This is a genomic window from Enterococcus sp. XAF26B05_ASV22 (genome assembly GCF_056727285.1).
The window spans coordinates 914987-932613 of sequence record NZ_CM161538.1; the positions used below are offsets into that span (position 1 = coordinate 914987).

The following is a 17627-nucleotide window of genomic DNA, read 5'->3' on the forward strand; positions in this document are numbered from 1 at the left end:
CGTTCTATGCATCTTAATTATAAATTTTTTTAGCGTAAATAAAAAGAAATTTGTCTTAAAAAACACAGAAAAGTCAATCAGTTTGCCTGATTGACTTCACTTTCTATTCTTCTTCTATATTGGTTTCGCTGGTGTCACTAGAATCTATGGTGTTTTTTCCAGTTACAATAATTTTTCCGTCATCGTCTAGTTCAGCAATTAATTTATGTTCCTCTGGATGATCTAGGAAGTATTCAGCGATGCCGTCTTCGATTTGTTCTTGAATCGTCCGACGTAATGGACGAGCACCCATAGCTGGATCGTAACCTAAATCGACTAATTTTTCTTTAACGTCTGTTGTTACATCGATATGAATTTTTTGATGAGCGAGTAAACTATTGACATCATCTAACATTAAGCTAACGATGTTCATTAAGTTTTCTTTACTCAATGCTTTGAATTCAATGATGCCATCAAAACGGTTTAAAAATTCAGGTGTAAAGAAATTGTTTAATTGTCCTAAAACAGATTTTGTAAGTCCCTCACGAGCAGCGCCAAACCCAACATTGGCTTCGACATTACCAGTTCCTGCATTACTTGTCATGATAATGATCGTATCTTTGAAGCTGACTGTTCTGCCTTGTGCATCGGTTAAACGGCCATCATCAAGGATTTGTAAGAACATATGCAATACATCTGGATGTGCTTTTTCGATTTCATCTAATAAAATCAAGCTGTATGGATTACGACGAACTTTTTCAGTTAATTGCCCCGCTTCATCGTAACCGACATAACCAGGAGGTGAACCGATCAATTTAGAGACACTATGTTTTTCCATGTATTCACTCATGTCAAAACGAATCATTGAATCTTCTGAACCAAATAATTCGTAAGCTAATTGTTTCGCCAATTCTGTTTTACCGACACCAGTTGGTCCAACGAATAAGAAAGAACCGATAGGGCGATTTTGCTTGCCTAGACCAACACGATTACGGCGAATAGCTTTAGAAACTTTATCGACTGCATCATCTTGACCAACAACGCTAGCTTTTAAATCGACCGCCAAGTTTTTCAATTGTGTTTGTTCTTTTTCTTTTAAATCACCGACAGGAATACCTGTTTTTTGTTCTACGATCGCTTCAATATTTTTTTCATCAATCACAGGTGTTTCTTCATCACTGATTTGCTTTTCTTTCATTGTCTGTAATTTATTGATTTGATCGCGATAGTACGCAGCTTTCTCAAAATCTTCTTCAGCAGAGGCTTGTTGTTTTTGTTGTTCTGCATCTGCGAGTTTCTTCTCAATCGTTTTAGGATCGACGATTTGGATCGTTAAGTTCATTTTAGAACCAGATTCATCTAATAAATCAATGGCTTTATCAGGTAGGAAACGGTCTTGAATGTAACGATTTGATAAAGTTGCAGCAGCTTTAATGGCTTCATCCGTGTATTTCACATGGTGATAATCTTCATAACGTTTTTGCAATCCTTGCAAAATAGCAATCGTCTCGTCTACCGTTGGTTCATCGACACGGACAGGTTGCATTCGGCGTTCTAACGCAGCATCTTTTTCAATAATGCGGTACTCATTCAAAGTAGTTGCACCAACCATTTGTAATTCACCACGAGCGAGCGCTGGTTTTAGAATATTGCCGGCGTCCATGTTGCCATCACCAGCAGCACCTGCGCCAACGATTTCATGAACTTCATCTATAAATAAGATGACATTTTCAGCTTGTTTGATTTCATCGATCAACTTTTGCATGCGTTCTTCAAATTGACCTCGAATCCCTGTACCTTGGACTAAAGAAACGACATCTAAACGGATAACTTCTTTGTCCAATAATTTTTGTGGCACATCGCCATCGACGATTTTTTGTGCCAAACCTTCAACAACGGCTGTTTTACCAACACCAGGTTCTCCAATCAGAACAGGATTATTTTTTGTTCGACGATTTAAGATTTCAATCACACGTTTGATTTCTTCATCACGTCCGACAACAGGATCAACGTCTCCGTTTCTAGCAGCTTGCGTGATGTTGATACCATATTCACCTAATAAACCATCGGACTGTCCAACACCTCCACGAGGTGGCTGACCGCCGTTAAAACCATTCCCATCACCAAACTGAGTTGGGGGAGTTTGCCCATTAGGATTCCCTTGTTGTTCTTGCATTTGACGAGAGAGTGAGCGGTATAAATCATCTAAACTTCCAAAACCAAATGGATCTTGTTGAGACATTGTTGGTTGATTATCGTTTGCTTTTGTTTTTAATTTTTGATAGCAACTTTGGCAGTAGTCTAATTGTTTTCTTTGACCATTAACATTTGCATATAAGTGGATCGTTGCTGGATTTTGTTGACAATTTTGACAAATCATAGGATAAAACACGTCCTTTCAAGATAAGACTAATTTTAATTCAAAGTCCTTATAAGTAAGGTCAAAAAACAGTTGACCATTTTTGACCTTTGAGATTATTATAGCATCTTTTTGGCAGGAATCAAGCAATTGAACTCTGGTTTAAGCCAATAAATAGAGAGAAAAACTCATATTACTTTGAATGTTCATTACCTACATAGTAAATTATTAAGTCTTAGTAAAACTATATACGTTTATTTATACAGAAAATGAGAATAATTTAGACAATTATCTATTTTTATCATACAATAACTTCAGTCGAAAAATAAAAGTGAAAGCTGTGATCAATCCATGTATGAAAATCCATTTGAAGAACAAATCAACGCATTAAAGGAAGGAACTATTTCTGAACTGATTATAGAACCAAAAGACTTTACAACCTTTAGGGAAGTTTGGAAAAATTTGCCGGATCGAATGTCAATTGTTGGAGAAGCCGGATTAAATGGACGAATTATATATCATTATATGAAAGAAGAAGATTAATCGATCCTTTCATTTGATAAAAAATAGGTTAAAAGTGTTGTAACTACTCACAAAAAATGGTAATCTTAAAAATTGAAAGGGTATTATCCAGATTCAAGTTTCAATTGAAACGTACCAAGAAAGGAAAACCCTAACATAAAAAATTAATTTATTTACGAAGGAGACCGATTCATATGGAAAAGAAAGAATTTCACATCGTAGCAGAAACAGGGATTCACGCTCGTCCAGCTACATTATTAGTACAAACTGCAAGTAAATTTAACTCAGATATCAACTTAGAATACAAAGGTAAATCTGTTAACCTTAAATCAATCATGGGCGTTATGTCTCTAGGCGTTGGTCAAGGTTCAGACGTGACTATCTCAGTTGACGGTGTTGACGAAGCTGATGCATTAGCAGCAATCGTAGACACAATGCAAAAAGAAGGATTGTCAGAATAATGTCTGAAATGCTAAAGGGAATTGCCGCAAGTGATGGAGTTGCTATCGCTAAAGCTTACCTGTTAGTTCAACCTGATTTATCTTTCGACAAAAAATCTGTAGAAGATACATCTGCTGAAGAAAGCCGTTTAGATGGCGCTTTAGCAAAATCTACGACTGAGTTGCAAGCAATCAGAGAAAAAGCAGCGCAAAGCCTTGGTGAAGAAGAAGCGCAAGTATTTGATGCTCATTTAATGGTTTTATCTGACCCTGAAATGATTGGTCAAATCAAACAAAATATTCAAGATAATAAAGTAAATGCTGAAGCTGCATTAAAAGAAGTAACAGATATGTACATCGGTATGTTCGAAGCGATGGACGATAATGCCTACATGCAAGAACGTGCTGCTGATATTCGTGATGTTGCGAAACGCATTTTAGCTCATTTATTAGGTGTTACTCTTCCTAACCCTTCAATGATCAACGAAGAGGTTGTTGTGGTTGCCCATGACTTAACACCAAGTGATACTGCTCAATTAGATCGTACGTATGTAAAAGCATTCGTAACGGATATTGGCGGACGTACATCACATTCAGCAATTATGGCTCGCTCTCTTGAAATTCCTGCGATTGTAGGGACAAAAGAAATCACTGCTAAAGTGAAAGAAGGCGACATTTTAGCTGTTAACGGAATTGATGGTGATGTCATCATCCACCCAACTGACGCTGAAAAATCTGATTTTGAAGCGAAAGGCAAAGAATATGCTGACCTTAAAGTTGAATGGGAAAAATTAAAACATGCTGAAACAGTCACTGCTGATGGTAAACATATCGAGTTAGCTGCAAACATTGGTACTCCTAAAGATTTAGAAGGCGTACACAACAATGGTGCTGAAGCTGTTGGTTTATATCGTACAGAATTCCTTTACATGGATTCTCCCGATTTCCCAACAGAAGATGAACAATATACAGCTTACACTGCAGTACTTGAAGGCATGAACGGTAAACCTGTCGTGGTTCGTACAATGGATATCGGTGGAGATAAAGAATTACCTTATCTTCAATTACCGCATGAAATGAACCCATTCTTAGGCTACCGTGCATTACGTATCAGTTTATCTGAACGTGGCGACGAAATGTTCCGTACACAAATGCGTGCGTTACTTCGTGCTTCTGTTCATGGTAACTTACGTATCATGTTCCCAATGGTTGCAACGTTAAAAGAATTCAGAGCAGCGAAGAAAATCTTTGAAGAAGAAAAAGCAAAATTAGTTTCTGAAGGAACAAAAGTTTCTGATACGATTCAAGTTGGTATCATGATCGAAATTCCTGCAGCAGCTGTAATTGCGGACAAATTCGCCAAAGAAGTTGATTTCTTCAGTATTGGAACAAACGATTTGATTCAATACACAATGGCAGCAGACCGTATGAACGAACGTGTTTCTTACTTATACCAACCATATAACCCATCAATCCTACGTTTGATTAAAAACGTGATTGACGCATCTCATGCTGAAGGTAAATGGACTGGTATGTGTGGAGAAATGGGCGGCGATCAAATGGCTGTACCGTTATTAGTAGGAATGGGCTTAGATGAGTTCTCAATGAGTGCGACATCTATTCTTCAAACTCGTAGCTTAATGAAACGTCTAGATACTAAGAAAATGGCTGAACTTGCAGATCGTGCGTTGAATGACTGCGATACAATGGAAGAAGTTATTGACTTAGTTAAGGATTATACGAAATAAATAAGTTCTAAAGTCTTCACCATTCAGAGTCTGTTCTGAGTGGTGAAGGCTTTTTTTATTAGTGAATGTTTGGTAATTAAGTCTAGAATGAATACTAATTTCGAAATAGAATCAACTATTTTCACACTTTTTTAAACTTTTTATGTCGGATTTTCTTCTTAAACTATCGTGATAATCGTTGGTTAATTATGGTGGCCTTTACAATAAAATGGTTCAAGTATATTTTGCTACTCCTTTATTTTTATTCGTTTATTATGTCGTTTTTCATATAAAGTTTGTAATAAATAGTTATTTTAAACAAAAAATATAAATAAAATGTTAAAAAGTTCAATGAAAAGGACATGGATACCGCTTACAATATGATTTGTGATAGTTCAAAAAGATTCAAAAGTAGTGAAACTCAAGAAACTACGTTGATTACATGCAAGCAAGATTTGCAATCATTGATTCTGAGTCTACAAACAATAATCACACGAATCAAGTAGAACATTCTCGTGATAAAAGGTCATAGGAGACCATATAGCATATATTGTTATCAAAACCTAAATATAATCAAAAAGGAGATTTTCTAAATTGACTACATTTACAATTGCTGCAACAGGATTATCAATGAACTACATGCCACAATACATCGCAGAAGAACAAGGTTTTTTTGATGAACAAAAGCTAAAATTATGTTCGTATTTACCTGATCCTTGGACAAAAGGACTTGATGATTTAGAAAATGGTCAAGCAGATGTTGTGTTAGGTGGAATGTGGTTGCCTATGATTTATTGTCAGAATATTCAAAAATACACGTCAGTTGCAAAAATAGCGTCTAAATGCCCATTAGTTATTCTTTCAAGAGAAAAAATATCAGGATCATTTGATTGGAAAAAGTTAGAAGGAAAAAGAGTACTTGTATCAGGAGGCGATGGGGCAGGTCATTATTTAATGACGGTTGGCAGCGCGCGAGAAGGTGGTGCTGATCCAAATAAAATTAGGTTTATCCATGATTTTTCAACAGCTATGATTTGCGATCTTTTTGAAAAAGGGTTTGGTGACTTTATAGTAGTCCAACCAGATACAGCTCATTCCATGATTGATCGACAAGTAGGTTTTAACTTCTGTGATTTAACCAGAAAGGGCAGCAATATACCTTGGAGTGTTTACTATAGTTTGCCTGAAATAATAGAAGATAAATTAGTTGAATTTGAAAAATTCGCTGTAGGTCTTCAAAAAGGGACGTCATATTTATTAGAACATGGAGGAAAAGTCTGCAGCACGATTATTAAAAATAATTGGCCTACAATTTCCGTAGAAGACGGTATTAAAACAATTGATCTGTTTATAAAAGAGGGAATGTGGACTCCGACTATAAATATTGAGTCCCAAGAGGTTGATCGTTGGCAAGATTATTTAATACTAGGAGATGTATTAGACAGAAAAATAGCGTACGACAAATTAGTCGATAATCGGCCATATCTATATTCTAAAAATAAATAAATTTATAAAAAAGGAGATTCAAATGAAAATTATTGTTGCTAATCCAAATAGTAATACAGAATTAACAAAAGTTTTAATGAAATCAGCAGAAAAAGGGTTTAATGATTCATCTACAGAATTGATCCCATATACCAATCCTAAAGGCTCTAAACATATAGATTGTACTTTTGGCGATTATCAATCTGTTTGGTCGTTTGTGCGAGGGTTACTTGATTTTACAGAAGAAGTGAAACCAGATGCAATTGTATTAGCTGGATTCGGGAATTTTGGTTTTTTTGCTTTAAAAGAAGCATTAGATATTCCAGTCATATCAATAGCAGAAGGATCTCAAGTTATTGCGACCATGTTAGGACATAAGTATTCAATTTTAACTGTTTTCAAACAAAATATACCTTATCAAGAAGATCTTACACATTTACTACGTTTAGAAGGAAAACTTGCCTCAGTACGAGGGATTGAAATGGATACGGAGAATGTGAACCAAAACAGTTCCGTAAAAGAATCGCTAAAAAACACAATCATCAAGATGATTGAAGAAGACGGTGCTGAGGCAATTGTATTAGGTGGGGCTAGATTTGCGATGTATGCGGATTCATTAAGCGAAGAAATAGGTGTTCCAGTTATAGACCCTGTTTCAGTATCCGTAAATTTGGCTAAATTATTTGTAGAGTGTCATCTATCACAGAGTAAGATTGGAAAATTTAATTATCCACCACAAAAAATAAGCGACTATTTTGTTGACTGAAAAGGAGTACGAGCAGAATGATTTTAAATAAAGTGAAGAACTCTAGTTTATCTATGAGGATTGTCGTAGGATCTATCATAGGGCTGATCATAGGTTTTGTGCTAGGAGAAAATGCTGAAAGTTTAAAGTTTTTAGGTGATATCTTTTTAAGATCAGTAAAGATGTGCGTTCCCTTATTAATTTTTTGTTCTATTGTTGAAGCAACGGCCTCTTTACCGTTAAAAGAATTAAAAACTGTTGGACTGAAAACATTGGGGGTATTTTTTGTTAGTACGTCTTTGGCGGCAGTTTTGTCAATTATTGCAGTAAAAATCATCCCAATCAATTTAACGTTGACTGCTCCTGGTTCAGATGCATATAAAGGAACGGTTGCAGGTGGTAATATTCAAGAAACTATTGTAAATTTTATTCCAGATAACGCAGTTGGGGCACTTGCAGAAGGTGTTATTGTCCAAATCATTGTTTTTGCAGCATTGTTTGGTATTTCTGTAAATATTATGAAGGATAGTTTTGAAAGTGTAAACGCACTCTATGAGTTAATATTAGGTTTAAGAAAAGTAATAATGAAAATCGTCTCTATTGTGATGGTCTATGCACCAATTGGGATTTCAGCGATGCTTGCTGGTGTTATTGGCACAAGTGGAGTAGATGCGTTGAAATCACTTGTTCAGGTCATTGTAATCGTAAGTATACTTGATATTATTTTCTTTACGCTCTATACACTTTATGTAGCTATCAGATATCGATTAAACATTGTTACGCTTCTTAAAAATAGTCTAAATATTATGGTTATAGCTGTAACAACTACTTCCTCAGCGATAACTTTACCAGTATCTTTAGAGGATGTGCCTAAAAAGATGGGCGTTAAAGAACGAATATCTGATTTTGTTTTACCTTTAGGAAATGCATTAAATACAAATGGCTCGCCAATTTCAAATATTGTTTCGGCTGTGGCTTGTGCATCTGTATTTGACATCCAATTTACATTACAAAATCTTATTTTATTAGGCGTATTCTCAGTTGTTGCATCTTTTGGGAATCCAGGTGTTCCAGGTGGCGGAATTGTATCTATGGCAATTGTTTTTCAAATGATTGGTATTCCAGTTGAAGGAGTAGCTATTTTTGCAGGTTTGGATTATTTTTATTCTTTAACACGAGCACCATTGAACGTAATGGGGAATGTTTACTCATCAATTATTGTTGGAATTAAAACAGGTGAATTTGATAGAAACGTATTCGAATCCAGTACTAACTAAAATGAGTCATTACGAGTATATAGTTTGTAGAAAATTAGGACAAAAGCATTCAACCGCGAAAAGTGGTTGCTTTTGTTCTTTTTTATTGGAAAAACTGAGTATAGAGTTGATTCACTTAGGAAAGGAAACGTATTCTTTAAAAGGTCAAGATACTAAAATTTTCTTAAAACGGAGCATACTTAGGGACTAACTAAAAGTATTGTTGTATAGTAATGAACAAGTAAATCTTTAGGAGGTTACTATGAAACAGACAAAAACAACACTCGCTGTAGCAATGACAGTTCTTTTGGTTTCTACAGGTTTATCAAATGGAAAAACAGCATTTGCTACACAAAGTAGCACGGTTGAAAGTACTTCAGTAAGTGCTAGTAATACAGAAACCACTCAAAGCTCCGAGCAAGTACTGCAGATTAATGCAGTTGCTTTAGGAAATGCACTGACGCAAGAGCAAAAAGAGTATACGTTGAAAGAACTAGGTATCAAAGGTGAGACACCACAATATACAACGACAGGACAAGATTTGATGAGTTTTATCCCTGATGGCGGCTTTACGCCAGAATGGGCGGTCTATAGCTCTGTTCGCATGGAGACACAGAAGAAAGGATCAGGAATTTCGGTTGATATTGCAACACCCAAAAATATCACGAAAATTACTGAAGCTCAATATCAAAACGCAGCCCTGACAGCTGGTATAACAGATGCTAAGCTAACCGTTGCTTCAGCGGTACCAATCGATGGATCTGGTGCGTTAGCTGGAGTCTACAAAATTGTCGAAGAATCTGGTGGCATTATCAATAGAGATCGTGTTGGCGTAGCACAAGATGAAATGGATGTATTATCTAAGATCACAGAAGAAAATAAAGACAAAGCTGGTTATTCCGATGAAGCTTTAAATGCAGCGCAAGAACAAGCGAAAAAAGAACTAGCTACAAAAACTGCAGATGGCAAAACATTGACCCAAGCAGACATTCAAAAAACCGTTGAAAGTGCGTTGCAAAGTCAAGGAATCAAAGATGTCATGTCATCAGATCAGGTCAAAGAATTAACGACTCTGATGAGTGATATGAAAGATAAAAATATTTTTGAAGATTTTGTAAATCAACTAGATTTGTCCAAAACGAAAGAGCAGATTCAAGAAAAATCTAAAGGACTTTGGGAAAATATTAAAGGATTTTTCAGTGGCCTTTGGGATTCGGTTACTGGGAAATAAAAGAAATGAAGTTGGATGAGATTGGCACAGAAGTTTTTATTTTCATAGGCATTGCTTCTGATCCACCGATCCAGATTTTTTAAGGGTGCGGGATGTGACTTGTAGAGTCATGGCCCACACCTATTTTTTTAATGTGAATAAGTGAAGAAATAAACGACACTTTTGAATGTTTGGAAAAAGGATAAAGTCAATAAAGAGAAGATAAGAAGTAGATCAAAAATCAAAATGCGGCCATCAAGATGATGTATTGCATAGTACAATGATTCTGATTGGTTGTTCGGGTGTAACGATGCTGTTTCACAACGGTGATTTAAAAGTATGTATCTACTATTAGTTTGAAATTAATCTTTTATTTTCTAATACATATTTTCCATCGCAAACTTCGGCTACAGCATTACTATGCGTAACCATAATCAGTTTAGTTCCCAAGTTCTGGATATTTTTAAATAATTCTAAGATTTCAAGTTCAGTTTTTTCATCTAAAGCCCCAGTAGGTTCGTCCGCTAACAAAATAGCCGGTTTTTTGATGAGGGCTCTAGCTATAGCGACCCTTTGTGCTTCTCCACCGGAAATTTCTGATATCTTTTTAGTGCTGTATCCTGGTAGTCCTACGAGACTTAGCATCTTTTCAATATCTTTATTTTGATTCTTGGACTGTTCATTTAGCCCAAGCTGAATATTAGCTTGAACATTTCTGTCACCTAATAAATTGTAATTTTGTGTGATAATGCCAATAGTATCTTTTCTAAATTTTATATTTTTTTTGGGATTTTTACTGATTGTTACACCTTTGAATTCGTAAAGACCATTGTATCGGGTGTCAAAGCCAGCTACTATTTTTAATAAGGTTGTTTTCCCAGAACCACTTCGTCCTTGAATGGCCACAGACTGATGACCATTCAAGGCAAAGTTCAAATTGTCGAAAAGCAATGTATCTGTTTGCGGTAGTTTCTTTTGGATATCGTGTAAATGAATCAAGTAAATCAACTCCTATCAATAGAAATCATTAAAACTAGAACGTATATCTTTATTTAGAAACTGTTTCATTAACCCTATATCCATTATTGAAAACAGAGCCATACCTAGAACTACAATAAGGAAAAATGTGCTAACTTGAATGGGAGACAGGAAATAAGTGATAATGAAGACTACTAATAATAGAACATTTCCAACAGTTACATCTAAAACAAGTAAAGTAGTTAAGTGCTTCAACGAATCACCGTTAGCAAAGGATAAGTAATATCTGGTTCGTCTGTGCACATACATCCTACACGTTAGAAAATGAACGATTGCTAAAAGACAAATCGTGATACACAATAACAGTGAGATCAATAATGTTCTATTATAATGGATCAGCTCATACATTCTATTGTATTGCAAAGTGAAGGTTGGGACTCCGAGTAAAGTGTAGTCATAAAATCCAGTTTCGTTTGCTATGGTTGAGAGCTGTTTTGTTAAGTAGTCAAGGCCTTTGTTTTGATCTATACTAATATCTCCATTTAACATGGCAAAATAGAGCATACCAACAAATTCCTTATTCTCCTTGGATACAGTACTTAATTTTTCAGGATACGGAAGAATAATATAGTTGTCCAAGTATTTGTTTAGGTCATTTTTGTAAAACACAGAGGTATTTTCTTTTAAAAAACCAATTATTTTAAAATCGAATGGCTTTAAATACAAACTTCCTTTCATCGTTTCGCCTACACTATAACTCTTTTTATAATTTGAACCTAATAATATCGGTAATGTATGATTCTCTATATCTAGGTCATCCCAAGGGAATAAAGCTTTATTTTCTGTTTCAAGTTTATAGTAATCAAAGAAATTTTTGTTAACTTGAAAGCATTTGGCGTCAAAAACCTCTTTTTTGGTCATTGGGTCAATATAATTGCCAATAATCTCCATATCTGTACCATATGCTTCATTGAATTCTATGTCTCCTTTAAAATCTTCTATTTGTAGAGGTTGATCAAAGGAGGAGATGAAATGTAGATTCTCCTTTGTATTTAACTGTTCATAGAATGATTTCACAGTAGTTAACAATGTTTTTGATTGTCTGAAGTGATAAAAAGCATCAGGTTCCGTCAGTGTGTCGGTTAATGTAAATAATTTTTTATTGGACGATTCCTCAAGGTTGCTGGTTAGCTCTACATTGATGTTTACAGCAAACAATAAAAATAGATAGAGGAGAAAGAAAAAGACAGCAAGAATAGTGGTTTTTAATAAAATAAGTAAACCATTTTTTTTAAGATTATAAATTAACTCCATGTAAATTGCTCCTTTCTTCTTTAATAAAGAAGCATGTGAAGCTAAAACACATTAATAAAAGTTGCGTCAAAAAAAGTTTGTACATAAAGAAGTAATGAATGGAAATGAGTTGAAACAAAGGTAAAATCAATAAACAAAAAAACATAGGGATGATGCAAGTAGAGAGTAAATAAAATAGACTCGATTTATATTTTTTTAATGTAGATGTACCTAATATATACTTGATGAAATTTTCCTTTTTTAAATCCGTAAAAATAAGATACGCGATCAAAACGGTACAGACAATTGCTATAAATAATGTCAGTGAATAAATAAGAGGAGAAAAATAATCACTATTTACTTTTCTATCTAATCCCATATTCTTTTGATAGGAATTGTTTTTACCGAATCGATCATAATAAATAGTATTGATTTTTTTCCATCAATCGTTAAGTAGGTTGTTGGCATGTTGAAAAGAGAGGAATCGTTAATCAGCACAGATTCATCTAAAAAACTGGGCTTCGTAATTCCTAAATAACCGATAACTTTATATTTTTTGTTGTTGTACTCATAATAAGTGCAGTCATTTTCTGAAACCGTAGCAACCTCTTTTCCAACCAAAGCTTCTTTAGTATTCGATGTTGAAAAAAAAGAGCCATTGCTAAGTGGAAAATGGGTATCAGAATAATCCTTTGAAAAGTATCCTCGTACGTTGTCGTTGTTTTTACTTTCTAAAGAAATAAATACGCTAAGATCAGATGAGGTTTTAAATGTCTCTTTAATTAAGGTTTGGAACGTCTCTTTTACGAATAGATGATCTGTTGAATATAAATCATTGCTTTCAAAAAATAATGTATCCTGTTGTCTCTGATATTCGCTAACAAATATGAGCAATAAATAAGTGCAGAGGATCAATATAGTTGAGACGAAGAATCTTTTCTTTTTCATTTGCCACCTCACTTGTGCTAATGGAAATAACTATCCTAACAGCAATAGCTCTTTTGAGAATCGTTAAATTGTCGTGAGGAGAAGCTTATCTTCCATAGTAAGTTCTTGCAGCAGCTGTATCTTCACCGTGTGACATTCTGTACCAAGGTGAAACAGCTTCCGTTCCATTCCAACCGTATTTTCGATTTGAAGTGGTTAAAACAATCCCACCACGGTGTTTTTCCATTCGAGCAGTAGTATAGTGATAAACGCCTTTCCAAGTTGTCCAACCATGAGCTCTGTACGCAGTATTTTTTGAGATAACTTTAGATTCTCTTTTACCTCTATGATTAACCGCCGCACGAGGTAAGAGTACATTGGGATTTAAGTAATTACCGTCTTCCTCTGACCAACCACCAACTTCTTCAGCATTCGCTAATGTAGGTATAAACGTCAGGACAATAGTCGCAACAACAACGAACGACAAACTAAATTTTTTCACGAGTAAAACATCCTTTTCTGTTTAATGTAAGAATAATATCACAAAAAGAATTTTAATGTCAATCGATTTTTAGATATTCTGCCTTTTTACCTCAAATAGGGAATGAACCAATCTGTTATGCCAAGATTGATTTTAGCTAGATTTCAGACAAATTTTTTTATACTATGTAAGAAGGAGGAGAATTTTAAATGGGCAAACGAAAAAGACGTTTTTTTGTCGTCGTAGTTGTTTTATCTTAATCGTCATTGTCATAAGTATTGTAACAAATCGTTTCTTGGTTACAGAATACGAACCGTTTAGAAGTTGGAGGAGTGACGCTTTAATAAATAAGACTAGGGAGGAACTAAAAATAGCCGAAGTAATAAGAACATCTAAACAAATAAAAAAGCATGGCGATACATATATCACGTCCTTACCTAAAGAAGTAATCCAAGCATTGTCTCTAGAGAAAGAGGATAGACTAGATTTTATTGTTTGTGATGGACAAGTCTCGTTGGAAAAATCTCTAGCGATCAAACCAGAAAATAGTTCTAATGAATTTTCTGATGATATAAACTTTTTTATGAATAAGCATGATAAGGCATTTAGAAATTTGGTTGAGAAATAAGAAAGTATTTAATATATAGAAGGAGTAATTACAATAAATTATGTATTCATTAAGCGTTAGAGTTTATTTGAGATTATTTGGCAGAGCATAAATAACTACAATTTAGGGGCTAACTTATAGAGCCCCTTTTATTATATAAGTGATTATAGTGTACCAATTTCTTGAATTTTCGATAATTGTTTTTCGGCAGTCAAATTGAGCTTTTCAAATTCTGCGTTAAATGTTTGAAATAGTTTTGAACATGCATAATAATCTTTCACAACCTGTTTCTTATTAATCGGCGTATTTGGATTCGTAAAATACTTCTCCAAAACCGCCAACGGTTCTTGCCATGATTGTAAACGTTCAACTGTATCTCTAAGGTCAATAATTTCCTGATAAGGAACAGCTTTAATACAACGTGCGGAATTTTTCATAAGTAAATTCTCCTTTTAGAGTTTATTTAAGCATCAATCAGTAGATGAGAAAAAGAAAAAACGATAGAGATTGCCGCCTCTATCGTTGGGATGACTAACAGACTATAGCGCGTTTCTTAGCCCAATTTGAAGAAATTTCAAAAACTGTCTAGAAATTCTTACAAAAATTAGGTACAATAAAGAAGCTAGTGCTACGGTACTAGTAATCAGGCAACTTGGATAGATAGGTTGTGATGTCTATTCCGGGCTTCATTTACAGGGTGGTACCAGTAAATGAAGTGCCTATTTTGCTTTGAATCACTGCGATTGGCAATAAGACAGAGCAGATGATAAAAAGTACAAGGTGAATAAAATGAACGTTGTCACCATATTGTCAATTATTTTTCTCAAAGTCTATAGGATAGCAACAAAAAAACGACTACAGTTACACCTGCAATCGTTGACAATAGGCACGTCAAAAAAAGGTTATTTTTACGCATTTGTGCTTGGAAGGAGAAGAATTGCGGTCTTCTGGTAGACAAAAGTATGTAAAAATAAGAATATGACTTACACTATTGGCGATTTGCTTAAGCAGGTTGCACTGTTCAATCAAAACTTCTCTAGTTTGGTTGGTAGCCAGATCAGGAAGTGCCAATTATTTAGTTTTATCGTTAGGAGCAACAGCCTTATCGTACACTTATTTCTGGCTAAGTATATAATCGCTGTTCTCATTGTTAATTATTTCTATCCTATGGCTATTAGTATACCGAAAAAAACAGCTGTTCGCAATAAAAAATCTTACATTCCTCAATTAAATAACACCTAAAACCCTCTCCCTTATATATAAGAAAAAATAACAAAAAAATTTTTTCTATGCTCTATTTTCAATCTAACGAAAGAGAGTTAAAAACTAAACAAAAGCTATTTTATATTCAAAAAGAAAGCCCCATATTGAGGACTTTTCCATTAAATCATGATGTTAGTGATTCGATTATTTTCAAGCGTCAACTCGACACCAAAAAGTTGAGTTTCCCATAACCAAGTAGCTTTAATGATGCCTTCTTTATTTTTTCTCATCTTATTTGGAATACCAAAGATATTGATTGCCTTTTTTAAGGAATCCCCTTCTTTAATTTTCCAAATTGTTTCATCATTCACAGTCGAAAGATGTTCTGGATCAGTAATAGAAAAAGTCAGGATTTCCCAATCTTCTTCTGAACTATCAAAATTTAATTGAGTAAATGTTGAAAGATCATTTTCTTTTTCCAAATTAGTCAATGTAATCGTTCCTTCTTGCTTATTTGGGATAATACTGGAATAATTATTTTTTTCGCCAAACCGTTGCAATGCCTGGATGTTCTTAGTACTATTGTTATCAGCAAGATCGATTTTTAGAAATAGCTCCTCGACAGAGTGATAAGTACTGTAATAATGTGCAAAAAGGCTAGTGGCTATTATTACAAGCAAACCAATAATGATGGAAATCTTTTTCCTTTTTAGTTTATCGTTCATTTTCATCCTCCTGATACATAGTATAAACGATTACTATGCTATGTGGCTTTATTTTTTTAATGATCCATTTGACACCCACCACTTCATCTGCTATTATAATTAAAAATAAATAAAAAAACACGTAGAAAAAGAAAGTAAAATTCTGTGGAATTTCTAAAAGAGAGCCTTGGTAGCTGAAAAGAGGTGAAAGAAAACGAATTTGAAAATGGCTTTTGAGTGGGCATTTCGAGATATTAATTTAGAGATGCACGGTTATTCCCGTTAGCAAGAATCCTAATATAAAGCGTTCGCGGCGTATTAGAGTAGAGGCAAAAATCGTAGGATTTTTGTGAATTAAGGTGGTACCATGTATGTTTAATACATCCTTAGAAGAGTCTTTGACTGTTCTAGGGATTTTTTTGTTTTCTATTTAAATAAAGAGGGGGAATTTAGTTATGTGTAAAAATTCAGTACATCATTATGAAATCGTAGGAAGTTTTTTACGTCCGGAATCGTTGAAAAAGGCAAGGGAAGATGTTGCTTCTGGTGTGATTTCAGGAGATGAATTAAAAACAATCGAGGATCAAGCGATTCGTGAGCTAGTTGCAAAGCAAAAAGAAATTGGATTAAAAGTGATCAGTGATGGTGAGTTCCGTCGTAGTTATTGGCATCTTGATTTTTTCTGGGGCTTTAAAGGTGTCGAACATAATGTGATGGATCAAGGCTATTTATTTCATGGAGAAGAGACACGCGCAGATTCAGCTCGCCTAACAGGAAAAGTCGAGTTTAATCCAGATCATCCAGTTTTAGAAGAATATAAATTTTTAACAGAAATTGCTGATGGGACACCAATTCGCCAGAGTATTCCAGCACCTGCCCAGTTAGTAGCGGAATTAGTTCGTGGTTCTAACGAAGAGAAAGTCGATGAATTTTATCCAGACCGAGAAGCGTTTTATCAAGATATTGCAAAAGCATATCGCGAAACGATTTTGGCTTTGTATGATTTAGGGTGTCGAGATGTAAAATTAGATGATTGTACTTGGGGCATGTTAGTAGATAAAAATTTTTGGACAACGATGACCAATGGCGAATATGATACGCAAGCATTACAAGAGTTATATTTGCGTTTGAATAACGATGCTATTGTTGATTTACCGGAAGATTTACATGTAACAACTCATGTATGTCGTGGAAATTACCATTCAACTTGGGCCACTTCTGGTGGATATGAACCTGTTGCAGACACATTATTAGGGAATCAAAATGTTGAAGCATTTTTCTTAGAATTTGACGATGAACGTTCTGGAGATTTTGAGCCGTTACGCTTTGTACCAGAAGAAAAACATGTGGTCCTTGGATTAGTAACAAGTAAAGATGGGCAATTAGAAGAGAAAGAAACAGTAGTAAAAAGAATCAAAGAAGCAAGTAAATATGTGCCTTTGGAACGCTTGAGTTTAAGTCCACAATGCGGGTTCGCTTCAACAGAAGAGGGAAATATTTTAACGGAGGAGGATCAGTGGAAGAAACTGAAATTAGTGATTGATGTGGCTGATGAAGTTTGGGGTTCCAATAAATAGTAGAACTTCTCGCTTGTTATTAAACTGCCAATGAACTGAAGGGAGTTATTAAAATGTAGCAATCCTATTTGCTGTAAAAGTAGATAGAAGGAATCAATTTTAAAAGCAATCAAAGAAATTTCGGTATTATTTCC

General features: G+C 34.7%; 15 protein-coding genes and 1 other annotated feature. Of the genes, 8 read left to right on the forward strand and 7 right to left on the reverse strand.

Annotated features, from left to right (window positions below):
• Positions 1-103: 103 nt before the first annotated feature.
• Positions 104-2359 (reverse strand): ATP-dependent Clp protease ATP-binding subunit, encoded by a 2256-nt coding sequence (locus AC1PU0_RS04600; protein ID WP_206848290.1) that lies wholly within the window; start codon positions 2357-2359, stop codon positions 104-106.
• A gap of 330 nt (positions 2360-2689) precedes the next feature.
• Between AC1PU0_RS04600 and AC1PU0_RS04605 the strand changes: the two genes are divergently transcribed.
• The 7 genes from AC1PU0_RS04605 to AC1PU0_RS04635 all read left to right on the forward strand — a co-directional run bounded on the left by AC1PU0_RS04605 (position 2690) and on the right by AC1PU0_RS04635 (position 9744).
• Positions 2690-2881, forward strand: coding sequence for a hypothetical protein (locus AC1PU0_RS04605; protein WP_206848292.1), 192 nt, complete (start codon positions 2690-2692; stop codon positions 2879-2881).
• Between the two features lie 173 nt (positions 2882-3054).
• Positions 3055-3321 (forward strand): phosphocarrier protein HPr, encoded by a 267-nt coding sequence (locus AC1PU0_RS04610; RefSeq protein WP_010760596.1) that lies wholly within the window; start codon positions 3055-3057, stop codon positions 3319-3321.
• Positions 3321-5048, forward strand: coding sequence for a phosphoenolpyruvate--protein phosphotransferase (ptsP, locus tag AC1PU0_RS04615; RefSeq protein ID WP_206848293.1), 1728 nt, complete (start codon positions 3321-3323; stop codon positions 5046-5048). The genes AC1PU0_RS04610 and ptsP overlap by 1 nt, the downstream gene beginning before the upstream one ends.
• A 573-nt stretch (positions 5049-5621) precedes the next feature.
• The gene (locus tag AC1PU0_RS04620) at positions 5622-6533 is read left to right on the forward strand and encodes an ABC transporter substrate-binding protein (protein ID WP_069655527.1); all 912 of its coding nucleotides are present in this window, start codon (positions 5622-5624) and stop codon (positions 6531-6533) included.
• Positions 6534-6555: 22 nt separating this feature from the next.
• Positions 6556-7278: an aspartate/glutamate racemase family protein gene (locus tag AC1PU0_RS04625; RefSeq protein WP_206848294.1), complete on the forward strand. Its 723-nt coding sequence runs from the start codon at positions 6556-6558 to the stop codon at positions 7276-7278.
• A gap of 17 nt (positions 7279-7295) precedes the next feature.
• On the forward strand, positions 7296-8534 hold the full coding sequence (locus AC1PU0_RS04630) for a dicarboxylate/amino acid:cation symporter (protein ID WP_069655525.1): 1239 nt from the start codon (positions 7296-7298) through the stop codon (positions 8532-8534).
• A gap of 241 nt (positions 8535-8775) precedes the next feature.
• Positions 8776-9744: a DUF1002 domain-containing protein gene (locus AC1PU0_RS04635; protein ID WP_069655524.1), complete on the forward strand. Its 969-nt coding sequence runs from the start codon at positions 8776-8778 to the stop codon at positions 9742-9744.
• A gap of 330 nt (positions 9745-10074) precedes the next feature.
• Here AC1PU0_RS04635 and AC1PU0_RS04640 read toward each other — a convergent pair whose 3' ends face one another.
• The 6 genes from AC1PU0_RS04640 to AC1PU0_RS04665 all read right to left on the reverse strand — a co-directional run bounded on the left by AC1PU0_RS04640 (position 10075) and on the right by AC1PU0_RS04665 (position 15937).
• On the reverse strand, positions 10075-10722 hold the full coding sequence (locus AC1PU0_RS04640) for an ABC transporter ATP-binding protein (RefSeq protein ID WP_069655523.1): 648 nt from the start codon (positions 10720-10722) through the stop codon (positions 10075-10077).
• A gap of 15 nt (positions 10723-10737) precedes the next feature.
• Positions 10738-12015, reverse strand: coding sequence for a hypothetical protein (locus tag AC1PU0_RS04645; RefSeq protein WP_206848295.1), 1278 nt, complete (start codon positions 12013-12015; stop codon positions 10738-10740).
• A gap of 348 nt (positions 12016-12363) precedes the next feature.
• Positions 12364-12942, reverse strand: coding sequence for a hypothetical protein (locus AC1PU0_RS04650; protein ID WP_206848296.1), 579 nt, complete (start codon positions 12940-12942; stop codon positions 12364-12366).
• Between the two features lie 85 nt (positions 12943-13027).
• Complete coding sequence (locus tag AC1PU0_RS04655) at positions 13028-13423, reverse strand: hypothetical protein (RefSeq protein WP_258379261.1); 396 nt, start codon at positions 13421-13423, stop codon at positions 13028-13030.
• A 750-nt stretch (positions 13424-14173) separates the two neighbouring features.
• Positions 14174-14446: a hypothetical protein gene (locus tag AC1PU0_RS04660; RefSeq protein ID WP_206848298.1), complete on the reverse strand. Its 273-nt coding sequence runs from the start codon at positions 14444-14446 to the stop codon at positions 14174-14176.
• 945 nt (positions 14447-15391) lie between these two features.
• Entirely contained in the window at positions 15392-15937 is a 546-nt protein-coding gene (locus AC1PU0_RS04665; protein ID WP_206848299.1) for a hypothetical protein, read from the reverse strand.
• A 113-nt stretch (positions 15938-16050) separates the two neighbouring features.
• Positions 16051-16307, forward strand: a binding site (T-box leader).
• A gap of 64 nt (positions 16308-16371) precedes the next feature.
• Between AC1PU0_RS04665 and AC1PU0_RS04670 the strand changes: the two genes are divergently transcribed.
• Entirely contained in the window at positions 16372-17493 is a 1122-nt protein-coding gene (locus tag AC1PU0_RS04670; protein ID WP_206848301.1) for a 5-methyltetrahydropteroyltriglutamate--homocysteine S-methyltransferase, read from the forward strand.
• The last annotated feature ends 134 nt before the right edge of the window (positions 17494-17627 follow it).